Origin of the sequence: Micromonospora sp. B11E3 (genome assembly GCF_039871625.1) — a bacterium.
Classification (GTDB): Bacteria; Actinomycetota; Actinomycetes; order Mycobacteriales; family Micromonosporaceae; genus Micromonospora.
Window position 1 is genome coordinate 44,029 of the sequence record NZ_JBDPMC010000005.1, and the last position, 11,976, is coordinate 56,004.

Genomic DNA, 11,976 nt, shown 5'->3' on the forward strand with positions numbered 1-11,976 from the left:
CCCGGGCGTCAGGTCGGCGGGCGGAGCGCCGCCTCGGTGATCTTCTCGCAGTTCTTCATGCCGTACTCGTAGCCCATGCTGATCGGGTAGCGGACCATCACACCCATCGTCCAGTTGTCGCCGATGGCCAGGCAGTTGATGTGCATCTCCTGCTCCCTGGTCCGGTCGATCCAGCCGTTCTTGATCGCGATCTTCTTCTGCTCGGCGGCCGGGAACGCCTTGCGGATGCCGAAGTCGCCGGTCCCGCGGACGAGCCGCATCTCGTTGAGCAGCCAGTTCGTCCACTTGGGCCCGGCGGCCCGGCCGTCCTTGATGCAGGCGCCCAGGCGGGCGGTGTCCCGGGGGGAGAGGTTGGTCCGGCTCCAGCCGCCGTCGGCGGCCGGGCTGCTGTCGGTGAGGTCGCACATCGAGACCAACCGCTTGATCGACGCGGACCGGCCGACGGAGTTGTAGAACTGCTCGGCCCGGGTGTTGTCGCTGTCCCGGATGATCAGGGTGGCGTCGGCCAGCTTGGCCTTGCTCGGCGTCTGCCCGGCGTCGGCGGTCCGGCGCAGGTAGTCGGCGACGATCCAGGACTTGATCAGCGACGCGGTGGTGCTGGTCTCGTCCATGTTGTCCGAGCCGATGATCTTCCCGGTGCGGGTGTCCAGGACGCTCCACGCGTACCAGCCCTCGATGTCGAGGTCCAGCTCCTCGTCGACGAACGGCAGCGGCTCCAGCGACGCCGACGGCGACGGGGTGGGCGAGGGGGTCGCACGCGAGCTGCGGTCCGCCGCCGTGCCGGTCGACCGGGCGGCCGGCTTGCCCCACTGGGCGGTGGCGTTCGACGCGAGCGGGGAGCCGGGCAGCAGCCGCAGCGACACAAGCACCAACCCGATCAGGACGGCCGCGACGGCGATCAGCCGCAGCGGTGACGCCTCGCGCCCCGAGCGGTTGTCCCGCCGGTTGCCGGCCATCAGAGCTTCCCGATCGGCTGCTGCGGCACCTTGAGCGCGGCGCCCGGCTGTGGGGTGACGAGCTGGGTGGCGACGCTGGCGCAGACCTTCGCGCCGTACGACAGTCCCTTGCTCTGCGGGTAGCGCAGCATGACCGCGAGGCTCCACTTCTCGGTGACCGCGAGACAGTTCACGTGCCAGTTGCCGTCGTAGTTCAACGGCGTCCAGCCGTTCTTGATGCTGACCGGACCCTGGGCCTTGATCTCGGCGGGCAGGCCGTCGACGATCCCCCACTTGCCGCCGCCGGACGTGGCCTGCTGCTCCTTGACGCTGCCGCGGACCTTGCTCATCTCGTCGAGCACCCACTCGGTCCACTTGGGCCCGGCGGCCTTGCCGTCGGCGATGCAGTCGCCGAGCCGGACGGCGTCCCGGGGGGACATCCGGGTGAAGCTCCACCAGCCCAGGTACGGGGGCACGTTGCCGCGCTTGGTGTCGGTGAGCCCGCAGATGGTGATCGCCCGCTTGATCACCCGCCCCGGATCGCCGTTCGCCGGCACGTCCCGGTACGAGCCGCCCGCCGCGGCGAAGACCCGGTTCGCCGCGGTGTCGTTGCTGTCCCGGATGGCCAGGCTGGCGTCCCTCTTCAGGCTGGCCGGCGGCTCCTTGTCGCCGAGCCGGCGCAGGTAGTCCGAGACGATCCAGGCCTTGATCATCGACTCGGTCGAGCTGGTCGAGGCCATGTTCTTCGAGCCGGAGATCTCGCCGCTCGCCCGGTCCATCAGCGCCCAGCCGAAGAACTCGCCGGAGAAGTTCACCGAGACCGGGCCGGCGGCCAGGGTCGGCGCGGGCGGGGCGGTCGGCTCGGGGGCGGCCACGCTTCCCGCGCCGCCCCCGCTGCCGCCGCTGTCGTCGCCGGCGAGGCGCGCGTACGCGGCGGGAACCAGCATGCCGCCACCGAGCAGGACCGCCACGACGGCGAGCACCATGGCCACGCGAGATCGCATGAGTGGGTGAACTCCAGATGTCCGGGCCGGGGGGAGCCGGCTGTTGTCAGAGATGATCGGCGTTCGCCGAGGCCGGGGGAGGTGGCCTCCGGTCGGGCTGGCGATCGTCGGCAGCCGATCGGTGTGACGGGCAGAAGTCTACGTCCGGACGGCCCCGGTGCCAGGCACCCACCGGCCGGCAACTTGGTGCGAAGGCGGGATAATGGACCGCTACGCCTGTCTTGGGGCGATTCGCTCTTGAAAAGTGACCCATGACACAGCTCGCGCGCCGCCTGGCGGCCGCCTGGTGATCGTCCGAACCTGATTCCACCTCCGGAATCCTGTGACACCCCTCTGGTGTCACCGATGGCGAGCTGTAACACTTGCTGTCATGTACGGCAACGATTTCCCCGCCCCCGAGGACGCGCCCGGCGGCGGCCTGCTCGGCGAGGTGGAGGCGGCGGAGGCGGCCCTGCGCGAGGCGGCGGCCCGGCAGCGCGGCGGCGCCGCCGACGCGGGCGCCGATCTTGAGGCGTACTTCGCCGACGTGATCGCGGCCGACCAGAAGATCGAGCCCCGGGACTGGATGCCGGAGGCGTACCGGAAGACGCTGATCCGGCAGATCGCCCAGCACGCGCACTCCGAGATCATCGGCATGCAGCCGGAGGGGAACTGGATCAGCCGGGCGCCCTCGCTCAAGCGCAAGGCCATCCTGCTGGCCAAGGTCCAGGACGAGGCCGGGCACGGCCTCTACCTGTACGCCGCCGCCGAGACCCTCGGCGTCGGCCGGGACGAGCTGGTGGAGCTGCTGCTCGATGGCCGGCAGAAGTACAGCTCGATCTTCAACTACCCCACCCTCACCTGGGCCGACGTGGGCGCGATCGGCTGGCTGGTCGACGGCGCCGCGATCGTCAACCAGGTGCCGCTCTGCCGCTGCTCCTACGGGCCGTACGCGCGGGCGATGATCCGGGTCTGCAAGGAGGAGTCGTTCCACCAGCGGCAGGGCTACGAGATCCTGCACACCCTCGCCCACGGCACCCCCGCGCAGAAGGCGATGGCCCAGGACGCGGTGGACCGCTGGTGGTACCCGTCACTGGCCATGTTCGGCCCGCCGGACGGCGACTCGACCCACTCCGCCCAGTCGATGGCCTGGAAGATCAAGCGCTTCTCCAACGACGAGCTGCGTCAGCGCTTCGTCGACATGTGCGTCGGCCAGGCCGAGATCCTCGGCCTCACCCTGCCCGACCCCGACCTGCGCTGGAACGAGGAGCGGCAGTCGTACGACTACACCCAGCCGGACTACGACGAGCTGATGCAGGTGATCAAGGGCAACGGCCCGTGCAACCGGCAGCGGATGGAGCACCGCCGCCGCGCCCACGACGACGGCGCCTGGGTACGCGAGGCCGCCGCGGCGTACGCGGCGAAGCGGAGGAGCAGGGAGAAGGTGCCCGCATGAGCGAGCGTCAGCGAGCGAATCATCAGCACAGCGCGGACGTGCCTCATGCCGGCGCCGAGCGAAGCGAGGTGGCGGCATGAGCAAGGAATCCTCGCCGCTGTGGGAGGTGTTCGTGCGGGCCCGGCGCGGCCTGTCGCACACCCACGTCGGCAGCCTGCACGCCCCCGACGCGGAGCTGGCCCTGCGTAACGCGCGGGACCTCTACACCCGCCGCCAGGAGGGCGTCTCCATCTGGGTGGTGCCGGCCGGCGCGATCACCGCCTCCAGCCCGGACGAGAAGGACGCCTTCTTCGACCCGGCGGCCGACAAGGTCTACCGCCACCCGACCTTCTACGAGGTGCCGGACGGGGTGGCACACCTGTGAACGGCCCGTTCGACTTCGCCCTCGCCCTCGGCGACGACGCGCTGATCGCGGCGCAGCGGCTCGCCGAGTGGACCAGCCGCGCGCCGGAGATGGAGGAGGACGTCGCCCTGGCGAACATCGCCCTCGACCAGCTCGGCGCGGCCCGCCTGCTGCTGACGTACGCGGGCGAGCTGGAGGGCGCCGGGCGGGACGAGGACGCGCTGGCGTACCTGCGCGACGACCGCGAGTTTCGCAACTGCCTCCTGGTCGAGCTGCCCAACGGCGACTTCGCGGTGACCATGGCGAAGCTGTTCCTCCTGTCGGCGTACCAGCTCCCGCTGTACACGGCGCTGGCCGGCTGCGCGGACGAGCGGCTCGCCGCGATCGGCGCCAAGGCGCGCAAGGAGTCGGCGTACCACCTCGACCACAGCTCGCTGTGGGTGAAGCGGCTCGGCGACGGCACCGAGGAGTCGCACCGCCGGATGCGGGCGGCCGTGGAGCAGGTCTGGCCGTACGTCCACGAGCTGTTCGCGCCGTGGCCCGGCGCGCCGGTCGACCCGGCGACCCTGCGGGCCGAGTTCGACGCGACCGTCGATTCGGTCCTCGCCGAGGCCACGCTCGACCGGCCGGCGGACGGCTGGGCCCCCGCCGGCGGGCGGGACGGCGTGCACACCGAACACCTGTCGTACCTGCTGGCCGAGATGCAGGTGCTGCACCGCGCCCACCCGGGAGCCCAGTGGTGAGCGCGAGGAGTGCAGCGCAGCGGAGCCCCGCAGTCGCGAACGGAAGGTGGCTCTGGTGAGTGCGCGGGAGGCCGTGGCGGCGGTGGTGGACCCGGAGATCCGGGTGCTCACCATCGACGAGCTGGGCATCCTCCGGTCCGTCGACGAGGATCCGGTCACCGGCCGGGTCGTCGTGGCGATCACCCCGACGTACACCGGCTGCCCGGCGATGGACGTGATCCGCGCCGACATCCGCCGGGCGCTCGCCGCCGCCGGCCACCCCGACGCGGAGGTCCGCACCGTGCACGCCCCGGCGTGGAGCACCGACTGGATCTCCGAGTCCGGGCGGGCCAAACTCGCCGCCGCCGGCATCGCCCCGCCCGCCCCGGCCGCGCCCGGGGGCGTCGTGCCGCTTACCCTCGCGGTGCGCTGCCCGCGCTGCGGCTCGCCGGAGACCGAGCAGGTCAGCCGGTTCGGCTCGACCGCGTGCAAGGCCCTCTGGCGCTGCCGCGCCTGCTCCGAACCCTTCGACCACCTGAAGGCGCTGTGACTGTCACCATCACCCGCCCGGTCCGCCGCCGGCCCGCGTTCCACCCGCTGCCCGTCGCGGCCGTCGACCGGCTCACCGCCGACGCCGTGGCGATCACGTTCGCCGTGCCCGAGGAGCTGCGGGCGACCTTCGCGTTCCGCGCCGGCCAGCACCTGACCGTGCGTCGTCCGGCCGAGGCGGCCGGGAAGGCGGGCGCGACCGGGACGGCCGGCGAGGACGTGCGGCGGTCGTACTCCATCTGCTCCACGCCGGACGAGCTGGCCCGGCACGGCCGGCTGCGGATCGGGGTGCGGGAGATCCCCGGGGGCGCCTTCTCCGCGTACGCCTGCCGCGCACTGCGGGGCGGTGACACGGTCGAGGTGCTGCCCCCGCTCGGCAACTTCACGACGGCGTTCGCGCCGGACCGGGTCCGCCACTACGGCGCGGTGGTCGCCGGCTCCGGCGTCACCCCGGTGCTGTCGCTGGTCGCCACGGCCCTGGCCGTCGAGCCGGCCAGCACCTTCACCCTCGTGTACGGCAACCGTACGGCGAACTCCGTGATGTTCGCCGAGGAGTTGGCCGACCTGAAGGACCGGTACCCGACCCGGATGCACCTCGTGCACGTGCTCTCCCGGGAGATGGGCGAGTCGCCGCTGCTGTCGGGGCGGATCGACGCCGACCGGCTGACCCGGCTGCTGGACACCATCGTCCCCGGCGACGCCATCGGGGAGTGGTTCCTCTGCGGCCCGTACGGGATGGTGGTCGACGCCCGGGCGGTGCTCGCCGCCCGGGGCCTGCCCGAGTCGGCGGTGCACGCCGAGCTGTTCCATGTCGACGCGCCACCGGAGCCGGTCCGCCGGCCGGCCGACGAGCCCGGCGCCGGCGCCGAGGTGACCATCGTGCTGGACGGGCGCTCGTCGCGCTTCACCATGGGCCGCGAGGAGCGGGTGCTGGACGCGGCGCTGAGGGTGCGCGGCGAGCTGCCGTACGCCTGCAAGGGAGGCGTCTGCTCGACCTGCAAGGCGAAGGTGGTCGACGGCGAGGTGACGATGGCCCGCAACTACGCCCTGGAACCGGACGAGGTGGCCGCCGGGTACGTCCTCACCTGCCAGTCCAGCCCGGTCACCGACACCCTGACGGTCGACTACGACGCGTGACATGTAGAACGTTGCGTTCTACAATTGCGCCGTGGAGCAGATCGCGGTCCGGGAGCTGAACCAGCACACGAGCAGGGTGTTGGCGCGGGTACGCGCGGGCGAGACCGTCGAGGTGACCGACAGGGGCGAGCCGATCGCCCGTCTGGTGCCGGTGCTGGCGGGCGACGCGCTTCTCGGCCGTCTCGTGGCCGAGGGCCGCGCGACCGCACCGACCTCGGCCGGGCCCCTGCCGATGCCGCCGGTTCTCGGCGACCCCGCGGTGGACGTCGCGGCCGTCCTCGCCGAGTCGCGTGCCGAGGAGCGTTGGTGATCTACCTGGACTCCGCGGCGGTCATCAAGATTCTTCGCCGGGAGCAGGAGACCCCGGACCTGATCGGCTGGCTCAACGAGCGGGCCGGCATGTCCCTGGTCTCGTCCGCGCTGGTCGAGGTGGAGGTGCCGCGGGCCCTTCGGCGCGCCGCGCCACAGGCGTTGGTGGGCGTTCCGTCGGTGCTGGGGCGGCTCTACCGCGTCGAGATCGACGCAGCCGTCCGTGCCGCTGCCGGTGCCTACGCCGACCCTCTGCTGCGCAGCCTGGACGCGATCCACCTCGCAACGGCGGAGATCCTGGCCCGCCAGGCCGGTGTCGACTTGGCTGCCTTCGTCACGTACGACCGTCGTCTGCTGGACGCGGCGAAGGCTGTCGGTCTGCCGGTGGCGAGCCCGGGCATGAACTGACGACGAGAACCGGGACCCGCCGTAGTCGACGGATCGACGCCGGCTGTCGGAAGCTTTCCGTGCCATTCGCCGCCGATTACGTCACGTGACTCGCCGGTCGCACGACGACGAACCGCGAGTCGATCAAGGATATTGTCGTCCGTCGTTTCCTGGTCGGTGCATCGTGCCGGTGTCCCCGTTGTCAGGCCACCTTCGCGCCCGCCGTCAGGGCGGTACTCCCGCCGCGCCCGGGTCGCGTCCACGCGTGGCGCTCACTTCTGAACGGGGGCAGCGGATGAATCATCGGGTACGGCACAGACGCCGTTGGCGGGTCGCGCTGGTGGGGGGCCGTGACCCTCGCCGGGGCGGGCTGGTCGGGAGCGTGTCGGCCGTGGCGGTGAGCGGGGGTTCGCCCGTCACCAACCCGTCGTTCGGCTTCGCGGCCAAGGTCGCGTTCGGCGACGTACTGACCTGCTCCGGCGTCTTGGCCGCGCCGCAGTGGGTGCTCACGGCCAAGTCCTGCCTCAGCGACGGCGCGACCGTGGTCACCAGAGCGCCGGCCCAGCCGACGACGGTGACGGTGGGCCGGCTCGACCTGACCACCAGCGCGGGTCACGTGCGCAAGGCCAACAAGGTCGTGCCGCACCCGGACCGCAACGTCGCGCTGGTCCGGCTGGCCGGGCCGGCGGCGGGGGTCGCCCGGCAGGCGGTATGACGGGATTCAGCGGCACGGGCGATAGGCGGAGTCGTCCAGGTCGAGTGAGAAGAGCACGCCGTTTATGTTGGCCGCGTTGTCAGCCGCGCAGAAGGCGGTCGAGGAGCCGTACTCCGCGTGGAAGACCGGCTTGCCCGCAGCGATGAACGTCTGGTAGCGGCCGCACTCGTTGTACCGGCTGCATTCCTCGTTGAGTGCCATGTCGAAGTAGTCGACGAGGTCGTCGATCTGGTCGATGTCGTTTTTCATCACCGTGCTGAGGCCACGGGCGTGGGCGGTGTCGGCGAGGAACCGGTTGTACGCGAGTTGGTCGGCGGCGGTGAGCGGAAACCCGGTCTGGTTGACGTAGCCGTCTACGTTGTCGAACTCGACAGCGTCGAACCCCTTCGTCCGGCACATGTCGATACGTGCCGTCATGATGCGGGCCAGCGGGCTCCTGGGACTGATCTCGCGGATGTCGAGCCACCGTTCGTCGGGCCAACCGTCGAGGTTCCGGCCGAGGGCGCTCGCCGGGAACTGGCCCGCGTCGGGGCGCCATGCCTCGTAGGAGCCCCCGCTGATGTAGCAGACGACCCGAATCCCGGCTGGTGGAAGGCGGCGACGTCCGCCGAGGACGCTTCAAAACCGTCGATGTCGTACATGTCGACATCCCGGAAGGGAGGCTTTGGCACGCCCGCGATGACCCAGTTCCAGCTGACCCGTAGCGGCGGACGCCAGCAGTCGGGGCACCGTACCGGGCCCGTCGTGCCCGTGGGGCCGGTAGACGGGGATGGCGGAGCGGTCGTTGGCGTCGCAGCGGGGAGCGTGGTCCGCGTGGGCGAGGACGTGGATACGGTGGGCCGGGTCGACGGGGTCGGCGGAGTTGACGCGGACGGGGAGCGCCCGCCCGAGGACGCCGGCTGCCCGGGAGTTGAGGTCAGCGAGATGGCGACATGGTCGAGGTCGGCCGCGTCGCGGCGGTTGTCGGAGGTGATTCGTAGCCGCAACTCGCCGGTGGGTGACAGGTACCGGGCGTAGGGCGCGGACGCGCGCCAGACGAGCGACGTCCACGGGCCCCAGTGTGGAGCGTCGGCGTTGGTGCCCGCCCGCACCCAGCCCTTTGCCGCCCAGTCGAAGAGCGAGAACGTCCAGGTCTGGGTAGCGGCGCCCGGACCGCGGTAGTTGACGCGTACGTCGACCGCGGTGACCTCCGTGGGCGACACGTCGGGCGGCACGACGAAGGTGAGGTATCCGGAGTAGCGACCGATGAACTCGACGTAGCGGTTCCAGTCATCGGTGGTGCCGTCAGCTCGGCCTCGGCCAGGACGACGGTCAGTACCACGACGCCGATCCCAGCGAGGTAGACGACTTTCGTCTTGGCCATGGCTGCACGAGTCCTATTCAAAGCGGATTTCTTCGATGTGTACCGCGCTGCTGCCGTCGTGCCAGAAGTCGAGTTGGAGCTCACCTGGGGTGGTGCGACCGATACGGTTCGCCGCCAACGGAATGCGCAGGTCCTGGTAGCTGGTGGTGATGGTCCGATGGTCGCCGTCGAGGACGAGACTGGCAAGTCTGGATTGAACGCCGCCGAGAGTGAGCCGGATGTCGGACTCCTCGCCGCCGCGTTCTCCCCGGATCCGCAACACCAGGTACGTGTAGTCGGTCAGGCTGTGGTCGACATAGCTCCCGAACCAGCCATTGTCCTCGTACTTGAGCACGAGCGCCCCGCCGGTGACCGCGCAACGGGCGAACCCCTCACACTCGGTGGTCCTTCCCAGATCGTTGCGGCCGCGACCGCCGGTCCATCCCGGTTGTCCGTCGAAGTCGTCGATCAGCAGCGGCTGCGCACCGCCGTCGGCCGTTGGCGGCGTCCCCGAAGGCACGTCGGCGGCGGCGGGAAGCAATGCCGGGTCCGCCGGGTCGGCGGTCGACGCAGAGGAAACGTCGGTGTCTCCGGTCCGTAGGTACTCCTGCCGCTCGGCGAGCTCGAAGTGGCCCTTGCCCCTGTCGTCAGCGATGGCCAAGCACGCGCCGATGGCCACCAAGGGCGCTGTGAACGCGACGACGAGGAAAACAAAACCTCGTCGTGCTGCCTTGGTTCGCTGGGTGGCTGGTAGGCGGACCTGCATCTGGGAGGGGTCAGGCCGATGCCGGGCAGTGTAACCGACGCCGCAGGTGTCTCGTTGGGAGTTGTCGTACGATGTCATCGTATGCCACCTGACCTACGTGGACGGGGTCTCGCACAGAGAACGGCTGCCGGTGGGCATCTCGTTCACCAACTGGTTCGTCAAGGCGGCGGGCGGGTGCGTGTCTCCCGCGTCCCGTCGGCCCCGCCGGCGGCTGTCGTGATGGCAGACATGCGCTCTGATCTGCGGATACTTGACGGGTCAGTCGCTGCTTCCGTGATCGTATATATTCATCGCCGTTGTCGCGGGGGCATCGACCGTTGCGGCCCCGTGGGCCGGTGCGGGGATGAGAGGCGCCCGCTGATCCGGCGGTTGGCGTCCTGCCCGCACGTGTCATCCAATCTGGACGTCCAGCCGCCCTCGAGCGGAAGGACATGTCGATGGTTCGACAGGTACGAAGGAGACGAACAGCCGTCGCCGTCGCGGCGGTGGTGGTGGCGGGCACCATGGCTGGCGTTCCGGCCCGGGCGGTGAGCGGGGGTAGCCCGGTTACGGACAGCGCCTACGCCTTCGCGGCGAAGGTCGTCTTCGGGGAGGTGAAGGCGTGCTCCGGGGCGCTGGTGGCACCGCAGTGGGTGCTGACCGCCCGCTCCTGCCTGAGCGACGGTGGGCTGCCCGTGGTGGCGGGTCCGCCGACGGTGCCGACCACGGTCACCGTGGGCCGGGTGGACCTTCCCACCCACGCCGGCCGGGTGCTCCGCGCGAACCGGGTGGTCCCGCATCCGGATCGCAACCTGGCGCTGGTCCGGCTCGTGGTGCCCGCGGTGGGCGTCACGCCGGCCGTGCTCGCGGCCAGCGGCCCCGTCCAGGGCGAGGTGCTCCAGGCGGTCGGGTACGGGCGTACCGCCACCGAGTGGATCCCGGACTATCCACACGTCGCGCCCGTGACGGTCGGGGCGGTCTCGGCCACCGGAGCCGAGATCACCGCTCAGGACCCCGGCGGGGTCGCCACCTGCAAGGGCGACGCCGGTGGGCCCGCCCTGCGGGTCGTCGACGGCCGGCCGGAGCTGGTGGCGGTGCACGACACGTCCTGGCAGGGCGGCTGCCTGGCGGAGGCGGAGACCCGTCGCGACGGGACGGAGACCCGGGTCGACGACCTGGGCGGCTGGATCCGGCAGAACACGCCCAGCAACTGCAACGCCGGCGGTGCGAGCACCGGCACCGGGGACCAGGCCAGCGTCGTGATTCTCGGCGACTGGGACGGGGACTGCCGCAAGGACATCCTCGCGCAGTTGACCGACGGGCGACTTCGGGCGTACCGGTCGAGCGGCAACATCTCCGGCACCGCACCGCTCTTCCCGGCGCCCTACCCGTACGTCGGCACCAGCTGGGGCGCGACGAACATTCCGCGTGTCCTGACCGGTGACTTCGACGGCGACGGCCGGAGCGACATCATCGGCCAGACCGCCGACGGCAAGCTGACCGCCTGGGCCTCGACCGGCGACCTGTCCGCGGACTACCGGCTCTTCGCGGGGGCGACCGCGCTCGTGGGTACGGGTTTCAGCACGTCCTCGATCCCCCGGCTGATGCCCGGTGACTTCGACGGCGACGGGCGGACGGACCTGCTGGGCCAGCTGCTCGACGGCACGCTGCGGGTGTGGACGTCGACCGGTGACCTGTCCGCCGACGCGAAGCTCTTCGCGGGCCCCGCTCGGACCGTCGGGTCCGGCTTCACCACCACCGCGGTCCCGCGGATCCTGACCGGGGACTTCGACGGCGACGGGACGACCGACGTGATCGCCCAGTACGCGGACGGCTCGATGAAGGGCTACCCCTCCAGCGGCGACCTGTCCGCCGACAACAAGCTCTTCCCGGCCACCGCCGCGGCGAAGGTCGTCGGCACGGGCTGGAAGGCCACGTCCATCCCGCGGATACTGCCGGCGGACGTCGACGGGGACGGGATGACCGACCTGGTCGCCCAGTTCGCCGACGGCCGGCTGCGGGCGTACCGGTCCAGCGGCGCGATGACGGGCAGCGGCCTCACGTTTCCCGGCCCCTACCCGTACGTCGGAACCAGCTGGACCACGGCGGACCGCCCGCGGATCCTCCTCGGGGACTTCAACGGCGACGCCCTGACCGACCTGATCGGGCAGAACCCGGACGGGACCCTGCACGGTTTCCAGGCCACGGGCTACCTCAGCGAGGACCACAAGCTCTACCTCGCCGCGGTCAGCGCGGTCGGCTCGGGCTGGACGACCACCAGCATTCCGCGGGTGTTCTGACGGACGCCCGGCCCGGTTCCCCCATCCCGGGGAGCCGGGCCGGGCGGGGTGGG

Annotated in this window: 13 protein-coding genes; 9 read left to right on the forward strand and 4 right to left on the reverse strand. The window is 71.2% G+C overall.

What is annotated here, in order from left to right:
• Positions 1-8: 8 nt before the first annotated feature.
• Positions 9-956: a hypothetical protein gene (locus ABGB16_RS04325; RefSeq protein WP_347666637.1), complete on the reverse strand. Its 948-nt coding sequence runs from the start codon at positions 954-956 to the stop codon at positions 9-11.
• Positions 956-1,939 (reverse strand): hypothetical protein, encoded by a 984-nt coding sequence (locus ABGB16_RS04330; protein ID WP_347666638.1) that lies wholly within the window; start codon positions 1,937-1,939, stop codon positions 956-958. The genes ABGB16_RS04325 and ABGB16_RS04330 overlap by 1 nt, the downstream gene beginning before the upstream one ends.
• Before the next feature lie 370 nt (positions 1,940-2,309).
• Between ABGB16_RS04330 and paaA the strand changes: the two genes are divergently transcribed.
• From paaA to ABGB16_RS04370, 8 genes are all read left to right on the forward strand, one after another.
• On the forward strand, positions 2,310-3,374 hold the full coding sequence (gene paaA, locus ABGB16_RS04335; protein WP_347666639.1) for a 1,2-phenylacetyl-CoA epoxidase subunit PaaA: 1,065 nt from the start codon (positions 2,310-2,312) through the stop codon (positions 3,372-3,374).
• A 76-nt stretch (positions 3,375-3,450) separates the two neighbouring features.
• Positions 3,451-3,738, forward strand: coding sequence for a 1,2-phenylacetyl-CoA epoxidase subunit PaaB (gene paaB, locus ABGB16_RS04340; RefSeq protein ID WP_091668623.1), 288 nt, complete (start codon positions 3,451-3,453; stop codon positions 3,736-3,738).
• Entirely contained in the window at positions 3,735-4,460 is a 726-nt protein-coding gene (paaC, locus tag ABGB16_RS04345) for a 1,2-phenylacetyl-CoA epoxidase subunit PaaC (protein WP_347666640.1), read from the forward strand. The genes paaB and paaC overlap by 4 nt, the downstream gene beginning before the upstream one ends.
• A gap of 52 nt (positions 4,461-4,512) precedes the next feature.
• Positions 4,513-4,989 carry a 1,2-phenylacetyl-CoA epoxidase subunit PaaD gene (gene paaD, locus ABGB16_RS04350; protein ID WP_347666741.1) on the forward strand — a complete coding sequence of 159 codons (477 nt, stop codon included), beginning with the start codon at positions 4,513-4,515 and terminating at the stop codon, positions 4,987-4,989.
• Positions 4,986-6,125, forward strand: a complete 1,140-nt coding sequence (paaE, locus tag ABGB16_RS04355; RefSeq protein WP_347666641.1) for a 1,2-phenylacetyl-CoA epoxidase subunit PaaE — start codon at positions 4,986-4,988, stop codon at positions 6,123-6,125. The genes paaD and paaE overlap by 4 nt, the downstream gene beginning before the upstream one ends.
• A gap of 31 nt (positions 6,126-6,156) precedes the next feature.
• On the forward strand, positions 6,157-6,435 hold the full coding sequence (locus tag ABGB16_RS04360; RefSeq protein WP_347666642.1) for a type II toxin-antitoxin system prevent-host-death family antitoxin: 279 nt from the start codon (positions 6,157-6,159) through the stop codon (positions 6,433-6,435).
• On the forward strand, positions 6,432-6,842 hold the full coding sequence (locus ABGB16_RS04365) for a type II toxin-antitoxin system VapC family toxin (protein ID WP_347666643.1): 411 nt from the start codon (positions 6,432-6,434) through the stop codon (positions 6,840-6,842). The genes ABGB16_RS04360 and ABGB16_RS04365 overlap by 4 nt, the downstream gene beginning before the upstream one ends.
• A gap of 370 nt (positions 6,843-7,212) precedes the next feature.
• Positions 7,213-7,536 carry a trypsin-like serine protease gene (locus ABGB16_RS04370; RefSeq protein WP_347666644.1) on the forward strand — a complete coding sequence of 108 codons (324 nt, stop codon included), beginning with the start codon at positions 7,213-7,215 and terminating at the stop codon, positions 7,534-7,536.
• A gap of 6 nt (positions 7,537-7,542) precedes the next feature.
• Here the strand turns inward: ABGB16_RS04370 and ABGB16_RS04375 are convergent, their stop codons facing one another.
• Together ABGB16_RS04375 and ABGB16_RS04380 are read right to left on the reverse strand one after the other, a co-directional pair.
• Positions 7,543-8,115: an endo alpha-1,4 polygalactosaminidase gene (locus tag ABGB16_RS04375; protein WP_347666742.1), complete on the reverse strand. Its 573-nt coding sequence runs from the start codon at positions 8,113-8,115 to the stop codon at positions 7,543-7,545.
• A gap of 797 nt (positions 8,116-8,912) precedes the next feature.
• Positions 8,913-9,722, reverse strand: a complete 810-nt coding sequence (locus ABGB16_RS04380; RefSeq protein ID WP_347666645.1) for a hypothetical protein — start codon at positions 9,720-9,722, stop codon at positions 8,913-8,915.
• Between the two features lie 359 nt (positions 9,723-10,081).
• Here ABGB16_RS04380 and ABGB16_RS04385 point away from each other — a divergent pair, with 359 nt between their 5' ends.
• The gene (locus tag ABGB16_RS04385; protein ID WP_347666646.1) at positions 10,082-11,923 is read left to right on the forward strand and encodes an FG-GAP-like repeat-containing protein; all 1,842 of its coding nucleotides are present in this window, start codon (positions 10,082-10,084) and stop codon (positions 11,921-11,923) included.
• Positions 11,924-11,976 lie beyond the last annotated feature (53 nt).